General features: G+C 57.9%; 9 protein-coding genes and 2 pseudogenes. 7 read left to right on the forward strand and 4 right to left on the reverse strand.

Annotated elements, in window-relative coordinates:
• Window positions 1–1,296: 1,296 nt before the first annotated feature.
• From P6U29_RS32295 to P6U29_RS32305, 3 genes are all read left to right on the forward strand, one after another.
• Window positions 1,297–1,599 carry a hypothetical protein gene (locus P6U29_RS32295; protein WP_407114361.1) on the forward strand — a complete coding sequence of 101 codons (303 nt, stop codon included), beginning with the start codon at window positions 1,297–1,299 and terminating at the stop codon, window positions 1,597–1,599.
• A 39-nt stretch (window positions 1,600–1,638) separates the two neighbouring features.
• A complete protein-coding gene (locus P6U29_RS32300) occupies window positions 1,639–2,805 on the forward strand; it encodes an acyl-CoA dehydrogenase family protein (protein WP_407114362.1) in 1,167 nt (388 codons plus the stop codon).
• A gap of 634 nt (window positions 2,806–3,439) precedes the next feature.
• Complete coding sequence (locus P6U29_RS32305) at window positions 3,440–4,243, forward strand: glycoside hydrolase family 12 protein (protein WP_407114363.1); 804 nt, start codon at window positions 3,440–3,442, stop codon at window positions 4,241–4,243.
• Window positions 4,244–6,226: 1,983 nt separating this feature from the next.
• Here P6U29_RS32305 and P6U29_RS32310 read toward each other — a convergent pair.
• Window positions 6,227–6,394: a hypothetical protein gene (locus P6U29_RS32310; protein WP_407114364.1), complete on the reverse strand. Its 168-nt coding sequence runs from the start codon at window positions 6,392–6,394 to the stop codon at window positions 6,227–6,229.
• An 804-nt stretch (window positions 6,395–7,198) separates the two neighbouring features.
• Between P6U29_RS32310 and P6U29_RS32315 the strand changes: the two genes are divergently transcribed.
• Together P6U29_RS32315 and P6U29_RS32320 are read left to right on the forward strand one after the other, a co-directional pair.
• Complete coding sequence (locus P6U29_RS32315) at window positions 7,199–7,363, forward strand: hypothetical protein (protein WP_407114365.1); 165 nt, start codon at window positions 7,199–7,201, stop codon at window positions 7,361–7,363.
• A gap of 329 nt (window positions 7,364–7,692) precedes the next feature.
• A complete protein-coding gene (locus tag P6U29_RS32320) occupies window positions 7,693–8,052 on the forward strand; it encodes a hypothetical protein (RefSeq protein ID WP_407114366.1) in 360 nt (119 codons plus the stop codon).
• 564 nt (window positions 8,053–8,616) lie between these two features.
• On the opposite strand, the gene P6U29_RS32325 is transcribed toward P6U29_RS32320, so the two are convergent.
• Window positions 8,617–9,264 (reverse strand): FkbM family methyltransferase, encoded by a 648-nt coding sequence (locus P6U29_RS32325; protein WP_407119467.1) that lies wholly within the window; start codon window positions 9,262–9,264, stop codon window positions 8,617–8,619.
• A gap of 512 nt (window positions 9,265–9,776) precedes the next feature.
• On the opposite strand from P6U29_RS32325, the pseudogene P6U29_RS32330 reads away from it, so the two are divergent.
• A pseudogene (locus P6U29_RS32330) lies at window positions 9,777–9,983 on the forward strand (transposase); the annotation flags it as partial.
• 352 nt (window positions 9,984–10,335) lie between these two features.
• Here the strand turns inward: P6U29_RS32330 and P6U29_RS32335 are convergent.
• Together P6U29_RS32335 and P6U29_RS32340 are read right to left on the reverse strand one after the other, a co-directional pair.
• Window positions 10,336–12,489 carry a peptidase domain-containing ABC transporter gene (locus P6U29_RS32335; RefSeq protein ID WP_407114367.1) on the reverse strand — a complete coding sequence of 718 codons (2,154 nt, stop codon included), beginning with the start codon at window positions 12,487–12,489 and terminating at the stop codon, window positions 10,336–10,338.
• Window positions 12,490–12,520: 31 nt separating this feature from the next.
• Window positions 12,521–13,593, reverse strand: a pseudogene (locus P6U29_RS32340) (HlyD family efflux transporter periplasmic adaptor subunit).
• Window positions 13,594–18,426: 4,833 nt separating this feature from the next.
• On the opposite strand from P6U29_RS32340, the gene P6U29_RS32345 reads away from it, so the two are divergent.
• A complete protein-coding gene (locus tag P6U29_RS32345; protein WP_407114368.1) occupies window positions 18,427–20,790 on the forward strand; it encodes an LPS-assembly protein LptD in 2,364 nt (787 codons plus the stop codon).
• Window positions 20,791–21,027 lie beyond the last annotated feature (237 nt).

Below are 21,027 nucleotides of genomic sequence, written 5' to 3' on the forward strand. Positions count from 1 at the left end.
CCCAATGCCATCAATCGTGAAACGACGGTGATGGCTTCAAAAAGAAGATGAAGGATCCGCCGTGCACTCTTTGAAGCCGGTCGGACGCAACTGTCTCCCATCGACCAGCACGATGCGCCGCCTGCATGTTTTTCCCTCCCCGAAGGACGCATAACTGCAGCCAGTCGCGCGCCCATTAATCGCCATGGACTGGAGTGCTTCGATTACGTAGGTGACCGCGCTTCGATTTCGATTTTGGCAGGTCACAGCGTGTCCGTTGACCAACTATTCCGCCCCCCGCGACAGCGCGCGACCGCGTCGCACAACTTGCTCGTATCACCGGCGCGCGACGCGTTTGCAGAAAGGTCGAAACGCGCTGGCCAAAAGAAGTCGAGCGCCGCCGGTGCCATCCGTCATGTGCTGCCGTCCGGCGAACAAGTCCCGTGCTGGGTGCATGTCGCGACTAGACGCACTCGCATCTCTCAACGCTGCCAACCGGCACGTGCTTGATGTAATTCCTTAGGATAGTCAGGCAGAACCAGCATATTGAGGCCACCCTCAACACGCTCGCCATGCCGGTGATGCCGCCGCCGAACACCTTGATGCCAGCGCCACGCGGAGACACCTGCGCCCCCGATCCTTTGCACCTAAGGACCTTTCCGAAGGTCCGCCGAAAGAACGAATCCTTGCGGCGCGGACGATTCCGCCCCGCATGGTTATTTGGCAGATTGCGCTTCGCCATGCGCGCGGAACCTTCGTACTGACCGGACCAATGCACACTCTCTCAGCGAGAGTGACCTGGTCGCATCATAAGCGTACGGTGCGTACCGGAGCGAGCGTGAGAAGATTTCCAGTTTCGGCGTGCCGAACCACCGGCCCCCTTGCCGCGCATCACGGCAGCCGCACACTGCGACGCGGCCAATCTCACGACAGTTATCTGACGGATTTGCGAGACCAGCTTCGCATCCATCCATGCTTCGTTGCATTGAGCGGGCCTGACACTGCAGTAGGTAAGCCGAGCCCGACTGTTCCGCGGTCGAGGTCCACTTCAGTCGTTCCCGTGCCGTGTCCGGTTGATGACGTGTTGTGCCTGGAAACAGACACCGAGGTGCGAGCATCCTGCTGGCGCGGCACGGGCCACGTGATCTCGCTCGATTCAGACAAGGCCGGCAGAGCATGCTCGATGGCACGTCAATTGCTGAGGAGATGGAAAAGGAGCCGCAGGCTTGGCGACCTCACGGTCGGGCAGTCAGGAATTCACAACGTGGTTCGAGCTGGTCCGGCCCCAAGTGTGACAGATCGTCCGCTGGAGAACACATGACAAGACATGCGCTGCCGTCAACCGTCGGAGAGATGGTGCAGCAGAGGCGGATCGATCTCGCCGCCGCAAATCGGCTGCCTTGCTGGTTCAGCCTCAATGACAGCATCGACAGCCAGATCTCAGTCAGCCTTCCCCGCCTCAAGACCTTTTCCTTGAACCAATCCATCGGGATGCGGTTTGGAGTGGGAACCATCTGCAGTCTCATCACAGTCGATATCAATTCCGATAGTTTCGACGATCCCTCCGGCTGGGTATCAATCCGGCCGGCTTCGCCATGCGCACGCAGTCCATATCAATGACGCGCGGCGTCGATCGGCTCAAGACACCGAGGACAGTTTATGAACGCTCCGCCAGAGAAGATCACTCCAGAATCCGACGCTACGGCTGCGGCCTGGGATAATCTGTCGCCGCTACTGGTCGAGATCCGCGCGCGTCGAAACGAGTTCGCCCGCGCGCAGAAGATTCCAAACGAGATCATCGAGGGCTTCAAGCGCGTTGGCGTCTATCGGGCTATGGCCGCTAGGCGATTCGGCGGCGAGGAGCGAACGCCGGCCGATTTTTGTCGCCTGATCGAGCGCATTTCCGAAGCCGACGGCTCCGCCGGTTGGGTCGCTAGCTTCGGCGATGGGGCTCGCTACCTTGCTGCTCTTCCGGACGAGACCCTTCGCAAGGTTTACGCGAATGGACCTGACGTGGTGTTGGCGGGTGCGCTTTTCCCGCTCCAGCCCGCCAGGCGAAGCACCGACGGATTTGTCGTGAACGGCGTGTGGCCATTCGCCAGCGGCTCACCGGGCGCGGATCTGATAGGCGTTGGCATCACTGTGGAGGACGATCCGACCGGTGGCCTTGCGCGTGTAGCCGTGATGCCGGCCGAGAAGGTGACAATCCGCCCCAATTGGGACGTCATCGGCCTGCAAGGCACCGGCAGCCACGATGTCGTTGTCAACGATGTCATTGTGCCGGAGGAATGGACCTTGATCCGGGGCGGTCCGCCGACACTCGAGGGGCCGGTCTATCGTTATCCGTCCGTGGCTTTCGCTGCGCAGGCGCATGCGATTGTCGGGATCGGTATTGCGCGCTCCGCGCTAGACGAGGTGATTGCCATGGCCGGAAGCCGCGCCTCGATCACTGGCGCGCCCGTGATGGCAGAGCGCGGCTATGTCCAGCTGGAGATGGCCAAAGCGGAAGCCATGCTGCGTTCCGCCCGTTCTTTCTTCTATGATGCGACCGAGGAGCTGTGGAAGGAAGCGCTCAAGGGGGTGGTAAACTCGAGCACGGCGACGGTGATGCGGCTCGCCGCGACGAACGCTGCGCGGCAGAGCGCTGAGGTCTGCCAGATTGCGAGCGCTCTCGCTGGATCTGGGTCGCTCTCTACCACTAGCAATTTGGCGCGGGCCATGTGCGACAGCTTCGTGGTTGCCCAGCACGCAGCTTTAAACGAGGGAACGCTCCAGAGCGCCGGACGTCTCCTGCTCGGAAGTGCAGCACAGCCGGGCTTTCCATGAAGTGGTTCATCCACGAGCAATCTGCACGCGCCATGCAGTCTACCGCTAGAGGACCTGGCGGCGTGCCAACCTTGTTTAAAGGACAAGAGAGGGAGACCTGTGCGGTCATCCGCTTCTCAAAAGACCACTGCATCTCCGTGGAACATCCCTTCCGCGTCGCAAACATAGCGAGCGCTCTCATAAAGTGTCTGCGCCCCTGCCTTGATCATTGTCGTGTCGAGCACGATCCAGTTTGCATTTCAGCAACAACTCGCGGTCCAACTCACGAATCTCCCAAGCCACCGTCGTGAAAGCGGCGAGCGAGGCCCGCCCGGCAGGCCGGTACAGCGACAGACACGCGCTTTTCAACCATGGCAGGAGATGGGAACGTCAATCGGAACAGTGACCTATCCGGCGCGATCGAGCCCGAACCTCGCACGTGTTGCTTCGCGCTTGGGCCGCGCTTACCCCAACCCTTTCAAAGAATCATAACCACCGAACATAGGTACTAGTCAGCTTATCGAAAGCCAACCTTCCTAGCATTCGAACCTAGTCTCTAGATGCCGACACCGCCTATGACTGGATTGGTCACGAACCTGGGGTACAGCTGGACGGATGGGCAAGAGGCTTTGTTCGAATAAGAAAGGAAAGCATTATGGATTCCAATCGGATAAACGGTGCCGGCTCGCCAGGGTCCTCAACGGGGTACGTCCGCACACAGGAGGACCATAATCTATTTAGGCAGGCTCTGAGTGAAGCCAGACCATCGTCTGCTGCGCCTGTGTCGGCAAAGGCTCCGATTTGGCGTTCGAGCGATCCATACGGGACCTTTTCACGCGATGGCTACTCTTGGAACAACGACGTATGGGGTGCGGGCGCTGGGCCTCAGACGATTTCGGCGTATGCAGACAACCAGTGGGGCGTGTGGTCGAACCAGCCTAATACTGCCGGCATCAAGAGTTATCCGCACGAGGCTTTCAATATCGGGAAACCGCTGAGTTCAATCGACACTCTGCGCTCGAGCTTCAATCAGGATGTTCCCAGTGGTGGGGCCTGGGACGTCGCCTACGATATCTGGGACAGCTCAAACCAGCATGAGATAATGCTCTGGACCAATTACACCGGAAATGCGGACGGCAGCGGCAACGTCAAACCAATTTCTTATCATTATCGGCAGGATCCTTCCGGGGCAGCGATCCCGGTCTACACCAACGTCGACGTGGGCGGAGCGACTTGGAACGTGTTTGAAGGCTTCAATGGTCACAAGGTCATCTCACTCCTGCGCACTTCGAAGACCAACAGCGGGACAGTGGACATCAAGAGTATCCTGCAGTGGATCAAGTCGAAGGGCTACTTCGGCGACATAAACGTCGGTAGCGTCCAATACGGCGTCGAGATCACCTCGTCCCCAGGGGGAATGAACTTCAATTTCAACGACTGGACCGTGAGCTCAAAGTGAAGATCGCGGGCGAAGATGTGATCTGCACTTTCCATTGAGAGGCGCCAACTGACAACCTCGGCTTGCCGTTTGCAACCTGTGAGCCGACGTGAAGGTGAGTCGCTCGAGAAGGTTGTCAGAGTTCAGGGTGTCCGCTTTCCTTGTCTAACCGAGAGCGGCATCTCCCTCAACATGGCCGGCAAGTTCGCAGCGAAAGGTTCTGAGTTAGCACCCCGTTCCTTGATCGCGGGCACGACGTCAACCCCGCCAGAGAAAACTGTTCCGCCGCCGGATTCATGCTTCGCTCCGCGGTCGTCTCTCCGCGCTCGGAAATGCGACCAGTGCGATCGGATTGGAAACGTCCTGGCGTCCAGGCCCAAATAAGCGCCAACGTCGGCAGAATGTCTGAAGTGGGGTCGCCGGATGGTAACCACAAAGGACAGGGCGTCAGAGGACCGATGCCCCGGAACCGTCATCATTCGCCGACAGTTTGGTGGCCTATTGTCACCGCCAGGAGTTGTCGATCAAAACAGGCGTTGCAAAGAGCAGCGATCCGAAAATATCTCGCAAATCCGGCGGTGCCAAGGGTGACATCAAGCAGCTCGACTATATCGTTTATAGGTGGGATGACCTGGACCAGCCCGAGCGCGTTCTGACGCATCTTGGCCCGGCGCATCCCCGGGGCCCGTGATCAATGCCGATCGATCGAGTGCTCCAGGGCAGCACGTTGGGGCCGGAAGAAATTGAGTACCTGAGCTCGGCCTATGCGCGGCCCCTGCAATCGTTTGCCTGGTTGATCGAGACGACCTATCGCCGAAATGGTGGCAAAGAAGATTATCGAGATCGGCGCAAACGGGGTTGGCATCCGGCAGAGATAGCGAGCATCGCGTAATAGCTGAGCTCTTATCTCTACTTCCGATCGATGCACAGCCGGCTCGTGCGGGTTTAAGGCCTCACGGGTTTGACTCAATTGAGCTTGTGAAGCTTGACGAATGCAAATCGTTGAGCGCTCGGCAGATGAGGCGACTGTTCGACGAACTGCAGTCGCACGTGCTTCGGTGCGGCACTATCGCTCATGCCCATTGATCCACGAAGAGCTTCGACAGGACATTTACCTGCCCCGCCCCATGGAGAACAAGGCGGGGTCGGGGGCGCCGCGCTGCGGATTACAATGGCTTTTGGTCTACCGCCCTCATCTGTCGATTGATTATTCGACATACGGCCGAGCGCGTCACCTGCATTGCGACTTTCGGCCCTCGGCATTTTCCGCGACATTGCGCAAGACGAGCTCAGAAAGCTGCACAACCAGTTGTTTGAGTCTCGCTATTTCTTGCCTGCACCGCGCCAACTCGCGCTCTTCATCTGTCATTCTCGATACTTCACAGCGGTTCCCAGCCGCATAATCCATGTTGAACCTCTATCCGACCAGGTAAGCGCGAACGACGGCTCGAGTATACTCTTGCCCAGGATTGTACCGGCAACCGGCCTTTTTGCATTAGTAAACATCGTACGCAGCGATCCACGATCTCGCCGCCTCCGCTTATTGTGCCATCCCGGCTACAGATCTGAGCGTCTCGTACAAAAACTCGCTTGCCGGACGAATAGATCGGGTTTTGTTCTCCTCGGGCCGGCTCCCGCGGGAATAGCCACATTGGAGCTCAATTGCCTTCCTGATTTTGCTCCAAATATTTAAGCGTGGGCACAGCGTATCAAAAACACGACCTTTCTGAGGTATGATCCAAAGCTTCGTTGGTGTAGTGGTCGGTGTGGAGAACGCCAAATCCAGGCACCAGTACGTGGACGGTGCCTCCACCCCCGATCTTGCCCGTGCTCGGGACTCAGCGTCGTCGTGGGAGTCCGCGAAGAACGCCAGCACGCTCCAGAACATCTGCCTCGTCAGGCAATGAGGAGCTCTCGACCACAGGAGAGCGGCTTTCCATGTTGGCCGGTACCGCTCGTCATTTCGCTGTGATGGACCAGCCGAATGAGCACGTTCCACATGTTCTAAAAAATGCTCAGATCGGGCATTCGCGCGGCAAATAGGCTGGTGCGCTCGGACCATTCCTGTCCACTCTTGGCCAGAATGACCATCTTGACTTTGAGATTGTCGAGGCTGGCCATGCCATTCGGATAGCCAACAAGAAGCTTCAAGATGATGACCTGAAGATTCATGGTCGCCACTTACAAAGCACGTGATCTTCTGGAAAAGACGAACACATACGTCATCACACAAGAAACATGATGTGCAATGTGCCTTGAGCGCTCTCGTGTATATGCCCATCAAAAACCGGAATGCGACACGCACGTCGACCGCTGGCGGATCACTTAGCTGTCTGCGAGAGGTCGGCGGCTTGAATGTTATACGGATCAGCTCAAAAGGCTCTTGAATCGCACGTAGCGTCACGTTGTACCATTTTTAAGTAGCTGACGAGGACGCCGGGCAACCCGGCCCGGTTTGCTGCTGACATCGGTGAGACGATGATACCAATGCGGTCGTGTGTACAGCAGAGGGCGACGCAGGTGCGCCAATCCCGGTCTGCGGGATCTGCGCGAACGGGCTCCGAATGCTCGCATGCGAACAACAAGGTACTTCTTCCCAGCCCCAGGGAATGCTGGGTCGCTGCGCTCTTCGGCCGGCACGTTGATGCCTTGCGAACAGTCGCGGATCGTCTCTGTCGTCGCCGTTCATTTAATCAGCATGACTTTGACGATCCTCAGGACAGCGGACAATACATCCTTCCAGGTTTGTGTGAGCCAGTGTTGAGCCGCACTCCGTCAGTATCGTTTTGAAAAGGGGGAACGACGCCCGATTTCTCCGATCATTGATGGAATTTGCGGTGAACGTTTTGCCGCAAATAACCGTCGGCAGCTCTCCCTCTGTCGACGACTGACTTCCGCCCGGCCATCGAGGCCGGGCTCTTTTTGCCACCAATGAACGGCAGTTTGGAGCAATCGATTGGGAGGATAGTTCGTCACATGCTGAAATCTATTGATCCGATCCTGCCCCACGACCTGCTGCGGCTGCTCGTCTCCATGGGCGTGGCGACGGTCGCTACCCGCATTGCCGCGGCGACGCTCCTCGCATCGCCTGATCCAGCTGCCGGGCATGAGCCATGGAGAGGACCGTCCGCGCTATCATGATGCTCTATCCGCTCGACGATTTCATCCGAATCTCGTGCGCGTGATGATGCCGGTCGACGGTCCCGAATGTGTGCCCGAAGTGCAGCGCGCGGTGGTGGCAGAGATCGATCGCTCGGTCGGCCGCTCATTAGTCCCGGCAAGCTCTCGCGGCCGGATTTCTATCGCGCGGCGGCTTCGGACTTCGGCGTCGTGCAGGTGGACACAGTATGGCTGCTTTCTGATTAGGAAGGGCGTGATCAGCTAAGAGAACAATTCTGCGCAAGATTGCTCAGAACTGTTCACTCGGAATTTGAATTGCCTCTGCGCAACCGACCGACTATCGTCCATCCATGTCTCGCCTTCTGTGTCTATCTGTTGCTATCATCGTGTCGCTGCTGCCGGTCGTCGCGCCGGCTGCGTCAATTCAAAAGCGGCCCAAGCCGGTCTGGCAAGGCTACGGCTTCCTGCCGGGCTATCGGCAGCCGCTGAGCAACAGCATTCCGCTCTACAAGCAGAAGGACGCGATGCGTCGCCTCTCCCGCGCCGACCGGCGCCACTGGTACATCGACCCGGTCCCTCAGTATTACCGTTGGGATGGCGAGTGGCACTATTTCGGCCGCCCCGGCTTCGGCGGCGCCCGCTACAATGGCGGCAGTTTCGGTCCATGCTGGACGCGGACGCCGATCGGGCCGATCTGGAATTGCGGGTGATCGGGCGGCGCGGGCTCCGGTCCCCCTCGATACGTCGACGAGGTGCGGCATTGAAGGCATCGAGGTCTTCGGCCGGAATCCACTACTCCAGATGTGAGCGACCGCCAGCCTCTGCACGTCGTACCTTCGCGGGAAAGTCACGCGACCTCAAAGCGCGTCACGGAGGCCGCGCCTCGCTGGGAGATTTCAGTCGTGCGCGACGTTGATGGCCAGACTTCGGTCAGCAGCCGGCTGGCAGTGTTGATTCAAGATCTGAAACGGCTCGGGGCGAAGTCGTCGGTCGTGCCGGCTCGCTGAATAGATGATTGTCAGGAACCGACCACCGTACGCATCCGGCGTAGGCCGCAGGCTGGTTGGATCATTTCCGTTGCCAGCGCGTGAGCAGCTCGACCACCGCCCGACGCGGACGTGATGCGTGGGTCTGCAATGGCATCCTGAAACCGGAGTGCTCGTTCGGCTACCAATATCCCCTCGCCTTAAGATCACCAGTTTTGCAGCTTTGGGTGGCATAGAGCGCGCTGGTCAGGTCTTCCGGCGATGAACGAGGCGCTCGATACGAGTAGACTAGAAGCGCGTATTCTTAAGCAATACATCACCTTCCACTGTGCGTGGATAGTGGGCCGCCACTGCGAATGATGGTAACAGGTCCAGAATGGCTTGCAGGGACAACTGCCCTTCGTAGAGCTCACGGTCGCTATATTCCGTGTAGATGAAGCGCGTGTTGCTCAAGGTCCGCATGCCGCCGGCGATGACATCGGCTTCGGCTCCCTGGACGTCCATCCAGATGAAATCGACCGTGTTCAGCTTGGCTTCGCTGCACCAGTCGTCCAGCCGCCGTGTTTCAACGGAGACAGGGCGATCGAACCGAACCCAATCATACTCGGTAAGATGATTTTTCGGGCGGCGTATTGAGCCGGAGAGGTCCCATTCCTTCGCATCACCATCTGCATTGCTTGGATGGAAGTCGATCATCCCGTTTCGATCACTGATGGCGATTTCAAGCAGCTTCACCCTGTTAAGGGATGGGCCCAGCTTCTTCTTGAAGCGCGCGATCGCTCTGGGATCCGGCTCAAAGCAGTAGAGCTGAGCTTGCGGGCACAGATTGAGAAACTGTTGCGTATCGGTCCCGTCATTGCAGCCGATATCCAGGATGACGGGATTCGGCTTCTGAAGAAGTGAGAGGATGTGCTGGTGTACTTCTACAGAGGACACAGGTGCTTTTTCCATTGGGCGCGAAGATCGGGCGAATTTCCACTTCGAAGTCGCAATCACACGCCAGACGCGCCGGCACAACGTATATCAAGGTATACGATTCATATGTCCCTAAGCCCTCTTGATCCATGATGACTATTTGGATGCCTTCGACATCAACAGGGAAGCTTGTCGGGAGGTGGCAGGCCTGCCCTGCAATGCAAATTGCAGCCCGTGTCGGGAGATGCTCGAACTGTGAGCCAGATCGTCGTCTCCAGTCCGTTTTTCGGGGTGCCGAAAGATCGACTTCGCTCGAATGTCATCTGTCGGCTATTCTCCTTGGAGCTTGCCTGGCAGAGTGATCTCTCGTGCGCAGCAATAGCCAATCACCTCGATGACAGTTGCGACGCCCGAGATGTGCTCTGCCGAGTGACGGTCGCCATCTCAGATTCCGCTGACGCAGTGTGCGGGCAGCTCCGGGCGATACCTTTTCTCGGACTCAGCGTTCTTCGGTGAAGACCGTACGCGGTTAAAGCCCCGACGCATGTGTTGCTGCGCGCAGGCACAAGCCTCCGCAGCGATCGTCACAGATCTCTTTGCCTTCTGGCAGCAAACCTTGCGGCGGATCTACGGCAAATCAAAACTGGCCGAGGCAATCCGCTATCCCATCTCGCGCCGCGCGCTCTTCGAACACTTCCTCACGGATCCGCATTGAGCTCGGCTCCAACACCGTCGAACGCCGCTCTTCGACGCGCTTATGCCGTGGGAGCACGCCGTCTGCCGACCTCAGCTTGCCGCTTACGTATTACAAAGCTGCTACGCTTTCCCGCCGCACAGGGCCCGGGCTTTCTTCGCCTTGAGATTCCACATGCCTTAAGCTTGTGTTCGCACTCTCCCGATGCTTGCTAGATCGGTCAGCAGGCGTGGAGCATTGAGCCGCCGATCTCGCTGCACCAGTACAAATGGGCCGCAAGCGGCGGTATACAATCTCAAACGTCAATCAACAGGCGCAGTTTGAGAGGACAACCTCTTCAGGCTCCAGAGTCAGCGAATGATTCCACACAAATTTACGATGAGCCATCTTCTGCAACTTTAGGGTCCGCCGGTTTGCGTCTGCCACAAGCGAGCATAAGCGCTTTCAGCCAGCAGATCAGTGTGCCTGCCCTCCGCAACGATCCGGCCCCTGTCCAAGACGACGATCTTGTCGGCATCACAAATGGTGCTGAGACGGTGAGAGATGACCACGATGGTCTTGCCCGCCCGGCGCAAATCTTGGAGGAGCCGGTGCACAGTGGCTTCGGCAACCGAGTCTAAAGAGGAAGTCGGCTCGTCCAGGATTAGGATGTCCGGATCCCGGTATAGAGCACGTGCCAACGAAAGGCGCTGCTTCTCGCCGGCAGAGAGCCTTACGCCGTTTTTGCCCAGATAGGCCTGGAAGCCTCCGGGCAAACGCTCAATCACCTCCCGCAGCCCTGTTTGATCGCAGATTTTCATGATCCTTTCGATCTCCGGCTCGAACTCGCCAAGTGCGATGTTCTCGATCACCGAGCCGGAGAATACGTCCGTTGATTGCGGTACCGCCGCAACAACGCTACGCAGGGATACGGTCGAGACGTCTTTGAGGTCATGGGAGCCGATCCGGATGCGTCCACCCTCAAGCGGGTAGATGTTCTGCAGCAGCGCGGCAAGGGAGCTCTTGCCGGAGCCGCTTTCCCCCACCACGGCCGTCATCTCGCCTCTGCGGAACGTGACGCTGAGATTTTGAAAGAGCTTGGGCTGAGCGCCGTGGCGAAACGTGACATTCTCCAGGCGGATGTCACCAAGCCCGGATTTTGTGAGGTCAGCGCTACCGTCACGTGCCGGCTCTAGGTCGAAGATCTCGAACAGGCGATCCGCCGCGACAAAGGCGTCCTGCACGATTCTGTTAGTTTGGATCAGATTGGCGACTGGTCGGGTCATATAGCCGAGCAGCGCATAGCAGGAGAGCAATTCACCCGGAGTGACGGTCTGATCCAAAACAAGTGTCGTACCAAACCACATTAGCAGGATTGTGAACAGAGTTGAGAGGAAGCTAGAGGCATTGTCTCCGACGATCGAGATGAGACCGGCGCTGTAGGCCGACTGCAGCGTCTTGAGGAAGCGGGTCTCCATCTTAAGGTAGGCGCCGTTCTCGATGCCGAATGCCTTGATCGTAGAAACAGCTCCGAGGGATTCCACCACTTGCGCCGCGAGATCGGCGGCATTCTCCATCATAGCACGCTGTCGTTTCCTATTCAGCCGATTGATGGTCCAATATAGCAACGCGTAAAGTGGAACCGAGATCGCCACGACCAGCGCGATCTTCCACGAGTAGAGGAACATCAGCCCGAGCGAGAACAGTATCACGAGAATGTTGACGAACATGGTGATGGAAACCTCGTTAAGGAAGCTCCTGATTTTCACCGCATCGTTCATCCGGGAGACGATTTCTCCCATGCGCATCCTATCGAAGAATTTTTGAGGTAAGCTTAGGACGTGATTGTAGTAGCTGAGGATCAAACACACATCGATCTTCTGCCCTGTCTCCAAGACGATCCGACTTCGAAGGAGATTGATTAAGGTCTGAGGCACCAGGATCAGCAACATCGTGACGCTCAAGAGGTTGAGCAAGTTGCGGTTGTCCGATGTTATCACGTGATCGACGATCTTCTGGACGTAAATGGCCGTTGAAAGACTGAGGATGGTGGTTACCAGCGCGCCGACGAGTGCCTGGGTCAACGCCGCTTTGTGTGGCGCAAGCAGTCGGGCGAAGCGGAGAAGAGTTGAGGTGGTTTCATCGCGGCGCTTGAAGGTGTCTGCCGGAACCAGCAGCACCAGGACGCCGGTCCATTGCGCCTTGAACTCTTCATGCGACAACTTTCGGATTTCACCAAACGCCGGGTCCATGACGGTGACCCACCTCGCGTCGATCGCCTGGACTACCACGAAATGGTGCAGGACCTCCTTGACGATCATATGCGCAATAGCGGGCTTGGGTATCTTATACAAGCTGTCGAAGTCGCCTTTCACGCCCTTCGCAATGAAGCCCAGCTCTTGAGCCGCGTGCAAAAGACCCGAGACCGTGGTGCCGGAGCGGTCTGTTGAGGCATACTGGCGGATGCGAGACAATGGCAACTTGCAGCCATAGAAGGCTCCAACAGAAGCAAGGCTGGCGGCCCCGCAATCCGTCATGTCGCGTTGCTTAAACTTGACGACCTGGCTCGACATGGTGGCTCACTGAGTCTTGGAAGATGAGTATTTAGCGAGCAGCCAGGAGCGGGGTGAGCCAATCGTCCACCTCATTGTAGAGAATTTCAAGAGAGTGCGCTCGGCCACGAGAAAGCGGGCTCGCACAGTCATGCCTTTCTTCAGATGACCGATAATTCCGCCTTTGACTGCGAGGTAACAGCGAGAGAGCACACAGCGGACCTTCAAGACCGGGTTATGCGAGATGAAATCCTCTGCGACCTTAAGCACTTTCGCATCGATCCCTCCCCGTTGATTGTAATTGAAAGCATCGACCTGGAGTCGCACCGCCTGACCTTGCCGCACAAAGCCGATGTCTTTAGGAGAAACGCAAGTTTCTGCTACCAGTTCGCCTTCAGGCGATATCCATCCCACCGTCTGCCCCGCCTGGACGTAGCTGTCGGGCGAGAAGCCGGAGAATTGCTCGAGAGCGCCGGACACGAGGGCGCGAATGCGGGTCAGGTCGCGTTCGCTCTGAAGTCGATGCAACCTGACGGTCAGCTCCTGAACGCCAAGGTTAGTGTCGACGAGCTGCTGATTCCATTCGGCGGATTTGCTCCGGGAGAGGATCTCGCCTTTCACCTCAAGGCTCTGCAGAGCCAACGTCTTGTCCTCAACCGCCTTGGTGCGCGCTGGAGCAACGGGGAGGACGCGCTTCGCCCGTTCGAGTTCCACCGCGGCATTGCTGCGGGCGTATTGGTTCTCGCGCAACGGTTTGAGAAAATGCAGCCGCTCGGCCTCGGCGGACTCGGTTCGGAGCCGGACGTGAGGGTCGAACTGCGTGCCAGAAGAGATCAGACCCTGGAGGTCACTGGCACGATCGCGCACCAGATCATCCGCCAGCGTACGGATATCCTCCTCAATGACCTTGTCGTCGAGAACCAGAATCTGTTGGCCTTGTACAACGCGATCGTTCTCGACGGCAAGCACACGAGAAATGCGCTCGAAAAGCGGCGCAGTCAAAGGAGTCTTCTCAGCTATGGGACGAATCGTACCGGGACCTTGAACACAGAGAGGTATACTGATGGCCGGTAGCGAAGCCACCGCCGCAGTGACGGACAACACAATCAGCTTGTAGATCGCCAAAGATCGTCCTGATCCTCGCAACAAGACCCTCTCTGCAGTGCAGCCGATCATTTCTGGAGGAAGCAACACATCCCTCATAATGGTCATGGACGGTTGCTGGTTCAAAACACTGAGCTAAATTGAGTGTCCCCGGGGGCCTGACAATCAGCTCTCCAAACGAGGATAGCTAATAGCCAATTACCTTCCATGCAGCTACAGCTGCGAACATGCTCGCAACTGCCGCAGATAAGCAGAGAGCCCCTCCCTCTTCGGCGATCCATTGGGCCACATTGCAAGATGCTGTGTTGAGCTTCATTGTTGGTCCTCCTCTCGAGTGGCGGACGATTGGTAATGTAGATCGGCAGGTTCTGCGGCCCCCAAAAGAGGTTAACCGTGTCTGAGATCGCCAGCCGCCAGCATTGTGTCCTACCGCAGAGCGACCGACTCTTAGGGACGCAAGCGGAAAGTAATATTCGCGCCATAGCTCTGGCGCGACAGCATTTCGTTCTGCACAGACTTTTCCAAAACAGCCTGAGGCGAGCCGGCGTCACCGCGCCGGCTTGCCAGCTACTTTTCACGCAAGCTCATTTATTTTTCACGGAAGGTCATCGCAGACCAGCACCGGGGACCATATACCGGTAATAGGATCTTGCGCCCACTCGATCCAGCAACCAGAGCCCCCAGCAGCACAGGCTTCTTCGTAGGTCAGTTCGGTCACTTCATAAGCTGACAAGTCCATGCTTTCTCCTTTTGCACAGTAGACGGCTCCTGCCGCCAACGCACGGGCTTCACATTTCGTGCCAGCCGCTCAGGGAAGCGGCAAAGTGCGTATTGTTCAAAGGCCTGAGTAAATGTGCGGCAGACCGCTCGAACATTACGTCGCGAACGCGACTAAACAGTTGCGAACACAACAGATGTAAAGAGGGTGGTGAGCATCCGTATTAGCGAGCCGGCTACTCGAGAACTGCGGAAGCGAATTTCCGTCAGCACCGCTGTACCTAACGTGCGGAAGCGGACGGAAGATCCGACGAGACGAGAATATACGATGAACGCGGTTGGCCATCGGCCGTGTTAAGCGCGGAACCGCGACTGCTCCGAACGTTTGGTCAGCAACCACGGCCGATTCCCGTGCCGATGCCCCGTTATTCCGGGCGCCCTCCTCATGGCCGGCCCTTGCTGCGTTCGTACCGGGGCGCGCAATGGCCAGATCGACGTCGCTGCGGATCAATTCTTGAAGAATTCCCGCGCTCTTTTCCCGCACCGCTGTCTCCGGTCCATGAATCTTGGTTTTCTTTCTGCGCGAGGCAGCAGACGTTGTCGGCCAGCGTCACGCCGGTCCTTCTCGTTTGAAAGGAGACTATGATGAGGACGCCGATATGTCAGCCTATCGTGTAGCCTAACTTACCGCGAACCATTTCGCTGGGACTGCAGCGCGCTTCAAAGCCACCGAAGGGCCTTGCAAGACACGCCCGAGTTGACTTACAGCGTGAGTCGCCCGGCAAGATCGGCTACACAAAGACCATCAATGCTGGGAGCTATAAAGCCGGGCAACCCACCACCCGCACCTTGCGCGGCGTGTTGATGCATTCGAGTCTGGTCGTCGCGACCAGCGGAACACCACTCGGCGTGTCGGCGGTGAAGTTCTGGACCCGCAGCAAGTTCAAAGGAACGGCTGCGCTCAAGCGGCTTGTAAACCAAACGCGCGTGCCAATCGCGACCAACGAAAGTTATCGCTGGCTCGAGATTTTGCGTCAGTCCATCGCGCTTCTGGGCTCGCCCGAGCGCTGTGTGCACGTTGGCCATTACGAAAAGCGATATCTACGAACTCTTCTGCCTGGCGCAGGATCTCGGGACGCGGGCTTCTTGTGCGCGGTCAGACCAATCGGCTGGCCGAGCCACCGTCGAAGGCCTTGCCGATGAATACGTCCCATCGGGTCTTAGCTCAGCTTGCCCGGGGCTCTTCGACGGGCCGCCACCGGTCGCGAATGGCGGTAAGATGGCGAAACCGCATTCTTGCGGAACAAGTTTGCCTCGGTGGAAATATCGCTGCCTATCGGCAAGGCAAATGCAAACGCTTGTGTATATTCATGCCTTGGAGGTCGCCCCACCTTCGAATGGCGACCCGATCGACTGCAAGCTCGTGACCAATGCCTGTCGGCGAACTGGCAGCCGCCGTCGAAAAGCTCGACTTGTACGCCTTGCGCTGGAAGGTCGAGGTGTTTCACAAGCTCATGGAAATCTGGTTGCCGCGCCGAGGACGCGAGATTGTAGACCGCCGAGCGACTGGTAAAGCTTTTCGCCTTTATTACGGTCGTCAGCTGGCGTATTGGATCACTATGTCGTCGCGCGCTCAACCGGATCCGAGATCGGATACTCTCCTTACCGCCGCGGAGATTGAAAGCTCGATGGCATCGATGCGGCGCGTTGCATACCGCGCATCTTTCAGCGAACGCTCCCAACTTACATTTTGCGGATCGCATGCTAGGCGGCGATCTCGCCCTGATCATCCTCCAGGAACATCCTCGTTCGGCGAGGTCTGACCAAGTTGCAAGATGTCGCCTGTGGCATCGCTATCGGGTCACCCCGAAGCTGTGGGTAATTGAAAGCTTCGGCCTAAAACGAAGCGCGATCGCGCCGAACATTTCCAAGGGCTACTCTAACTCTGCTTGACCGCTGCTGAAGGAACGCCAACCGGCTCTACGCACGCATACAGTCGTTGCCGCAGAAGCATGGTAACCGACGACGGCGCGCTTTCACAGTCGCTTCGTGCTGCACTATTCCGACGCACCAGCACGACCGATTTGTCAGGTTCGAGACAAGTATAGATGTCCCCGAGGGCACGCACATACGACGAAGACCATGCAAGCCTACATTCCTGACGAGGCACGGCGCTTGCTTGTTCACGGCACCATCACCCGACGATAGCGGCATCGACGATGCCGGTGACGTGTCGCGTTTGGTGCAGCCCTTTTGCTCTGAGAGAACACGGATTCTTGGCAGGTCTTGGCGAAATCGACATCTGAGCCACTGGCGAGGGGCGCGATCGGTTGATCGGCGATTCGCCTCGCGGCATTTGCGGCGGACTCCTTCTCATGGTGGCACACCGGCCGATTCAACTATCCCAATGTTTGCGGCACTTGCACCGCGTGGGATTCACATTGCTCGCCGTCACGTCCATGTTGGTTGCCAGCACGCCTGGACCGAGGGCCAACAGCTCGAATGACCGTCCCCACTACCTTCGGATTTCAATTGCTTTTCCCACCAATAGCTCGGATAATTTTCGATCGAAGCTCCGTGCGCTGGATTTTGGACGGTCGCCACGAGCTCCGATGCTGACCAAACCGGTAGCGGACGGTTTCTGTGTCGATCCGGTCGGTACTCCGCCCACCGCAATCTCTCCAGCTCTCTTGTGTCTTCGCCATCGGCCGGGGGCGCGGAGCAGCCATAAGCAACTAAATTGCATTCATTACATTCTAAAACACTGCGCTGGGAATCAAGCTGCCGCATTTGCGGAAACAGGCACTGTCAGGCAGCAGCGTCCGGAGCTCCATGCGGATGCGCTTGCCAATTTGGTCCAGATACCCACTCCCCTTTCCGCCCGAAGCCATACTTTTACGTCCTCGAACGGCACCAAAATTACTTACATCCTGATTATGGCCTTAAATGCCAGCCGCGATGCCTTTGGACCTCAGGTGTATATGGACGCAAACAATAAAGCTGTAGTCTGCGCGATTTCTCCCTCGGACACGGAAACACTCTCCGCATTCCGGAACTCGCTAGCTGACGCTTTCGTTCAAGAGGCAGCCGATCCCGGCGAGGGGCTGCCTAGCGTAAATGTCGAACGATCCGTTGCGGACGGCTGGGCCGCCGAGGCTACGAACGGCATTATAGGCCGCTGTCTGCTTGCGAAGAATGATGGAAGCGATCCTATAGTACTAGCCACTCACCAATCAGAACAAGTGGGACCTCGACGCTCATTGACTTGGGCATTCCTGCCTTGGGAATACCAGTTACGGGGGAGGTTCTGCAAAGAGCTGGCCGTTGCCTGATGCCAATCTTCTGGCGCTCGGCTCAAGCAACAACTGATCCCCGAACAGGCGCAGCATCAGCGACTAAAAGCGACTTGATTGGCTCCTTACTCGTGGGGCTGTTAAGCACACAGCGATCTGAATTGGCTCTTTCCATGGAAGTACATCCCGCCAGGAGCCCATCGTAAACCAAGCAAGTTTTGCCGAAGGCGAACTGCTCAACCAGCAAGAGGTCTGCCGGCCTGACCCGGTGCGTGCTGAAGGAGCTGCTCGCGGAGCGGATGCTCGGCGCGACTGCCCTGGCCAGTTGCTTTCAAGAGGCTGCTAACTCGCACAGCCAAGTGCGTTCGGTTGCGCATCTGCAGGCACTCATCTCGCTAACGAGCCCCCCTCAACAACGCCGACGAGAGCATGGGCTGGGAGCGGTGATTTCGCGGAGTTGCGCTTTGGATAATCGTAACAATTGGCGATTCATGTTGCTGCCTCGATCGATATCCCATTTGAGACGTCGATGTCGCAGACCTTACGGTACGAACGGCAGAGTCTCGCCATCACCAGAGACGTAATGGCACGTCGATTGCTTGAGAAGCAGGGCATGTCGTTATTCAATGACGGCTCGCAGCCCCTGTAGGGTTCAGATGGACCTCATTCGATTGATTTAGATCATTGCTATGTCCGTGCTATCGCGTAGCTCGTGCGGCGCGATCGCCGGATGTGATTGTCGCAGTGCTTCCGCCGGTTTCGGTCGGGAGCGTCACATGGTTTGCCTTGCTGAGACCGTGGAATGGTTATCGTGATCGCTCGCCGCCGAGGCTTATTGCTTGTCATGGCCGGTGTTATTGCGGCTGCTTGCGGCATGATTGCGCCAGCGACTACCTGGGCACAAGGATTCACCTACAATCCGCGTCCGCCGAAGCCGCCCCGCCCGCCGGCCAGGAATGACGGGCAGATGCTGGTTCAGGCGACCGAGGTCGATTACGACTACAATAACCTGCGCATCGCGGCCGTCGGCAACGTCCAGCTGTTCTACAACGGCACCAGCGTCGAGGCCGACAAGGTCATCTACGACCAGAAGACCAAGCGTCTTCATGCCGAAGGCAACATCCGCATGACCGATGCGGAAGGCAAGATCACCTACGCCAACATCGTGGATCTGAGCGATGACTACCGCGACGGTTTCGTCGATTCGCTGCGCGTCGACACTGAAGACCAGACCCGCATGGCGGCGACCCGCGCCGATCGGTCCAACGGCAATTACACGGTGTTCGACAACGGCGTTTATACCGCCTGCGCGCCCTGTAAGGATCATCCGAAGAAGCCGCCGCTCTGGCAGGTCAAGGGCGCGCGCATCATCCAAAACCAGACCGAGAAGATGCTCTACTTCGAGAACGCCCAGCTCGAATTCTTCGGCGTTCCGATGGCGTACCTGCCCTATTTCTCGACGCCCGATCCGACCGTGAAACGCAAGAGCGGCTTCCTGATGCCGGGCTTCATCACGTATTCGGCTTTCGGCGCCGGCGTCGAAATCCCATATTACTTCGCGCTCGCGCCGGACTTCGACGCGACCTTCCATCCGCGCATCACATCGAAGCAGGGTGTGCTGTTCCAGGGTGAGTTCCGCCAACGTCTGTCGAACGGCGCCTATCAGATCCGGCTCTCCGGCATCGACCAGCTCGATCAAGGCGCCTTCGCTGGCCAGCCGGGCGACCGCCAGTTTCGCTGGGGCATTGAGACCAAGGGCCAGTTCGCGCTGAACGACAAGTGGACCTGGGGCTGGGACGGCGTGCTGCTGTCCGACTATCTCTTCATGTCCGATTTCCGGCTGGCGCAGTACAAGGATCCGTTCGGATCGTTCCTGTCGCTGCCAACCGAGGCCGTCTCGCAGCTCCACCTAACCGGCGTCGACAACCGCGCCTTCTTTGACGCGCGCGCGATCTATTATCTCAGCTACTCGGGCAATCAGAAGCAGGTTCCGGTGGTCGCACCGGTCATCGACTACAACAACGTGATCAATAGTCCGATTCTGGGTGGCGAGTTCAGCTACAAGGTGAACTTCACCAACCTGACCCGCGAAACTGCGGTGTTCGATCCGCGCACGACCCTCGCCAACACCAATGGCCTGTGCACGACCGCGTCCGCTGATCCAATGGCGCGGTTGCCGTCGCAGTGCCTGCTGCGCGGCATGCCGGGCACCTATACCCGCCTGACAGCCGAGGCGCAGTGGCGCAAGTCCTATACCGACCCGATCGGCCAGAACTGGACGCCGTTCGTCAGTGTCCGCGCCGATGCGATCAATGCCGACATATCGAACCAGCCGGGCGTTTCCAGCTACCTGCCGGTTGGCAGCACCCAGACGGTCCGCCTGATGCCGACCGTCGGCTTTGAATACCGCTATCCCCTCATCAATGTGCAGCCATGGGGCACGACCACCATCGAGCCAATCGCGCAGGTCATCATCCGGCCGGACGAACCCCACGCCGGCAAGCTGCCGAACGAGGACGCGCAGAGTTTTGTATTCGACACCTCGAACCTGTTCGCGGTCGACAAGTTCTCCGGCTATGACCGCATTGAGGGCGGCAGCCGCGCCAATGTCGGCGTGCAGACCACCACGCAGTTCGATCAGGGCGGCAACATTAACGCGATGTTCGGCCAGTCGTACCAGATGTTCGGGCTGAACTCGTTCGCGGTCGCCGACATCACGAGAACCGGCGTCTACTCGGGCCTGCGGAACTCGCACTCGGACTATGTCACAAGCTTCGCCTATTCACCCAACCGCAACTACACGTTTAGCGTAAGCTCGCGGATGGACGAGGCGACCTGGAACGTTAACCGGTTCGAGACGCAGGCCAGCGCGAACTTCGACCGCTGGTCGGCCAGTGTGATGTACGGCGACTATGTCGCACAACCGGAACTCGGCTATTTCACGCGCCGTGAGGGCGTTCTGACCTCCGGCTCGCTGAAGGTGGCCACCAATTGGGTGGTGATGGGTTCGGCGCGTTGGGATCTCCAGGCCAACAATATCAACCAATATGCTATTGGCGCCGGCTATGTCGACGATTGCTTCCTAGTGGCGGCAAACTACGTAAGTTCCTACAACTACTCCGCTGGTTCGGTATCCCCCGTACTGAACAACACCTACCTGCTCACTATCGGTCTACGAACGATCGGGGTAAATTCAGTCAGTTTTTGAGGGGCCATGCCACGGCTGGACATCGACAATTCGATACAATTCGATGATGGCCTCTCTTGGAGCACGCCGCCTCTTACAGGAAACATCACCTGAGTTTTCGAGATAATTGGCATATTGCTATTATGCGGGACTACGTCAGATTTCATCGAGCGCCGCTCTTCGATGGGTCTTGTGCAGCGCACGCTTCGCCGGCGTCAGCTGCTAGAGCTGCCGTCAGACGAAGCAATCATGTGCAGC

This window comes from Bradyrhizobium sp. LMG 9283 (assembly GCF_045571415.1).
Taxonomy (GTDB): domain Bacteria; phylum Pseudomonadota; class Alphaproteobacteria; order Rhizobiales; family Xanthobacteraceae; genus Bradyrhizobium.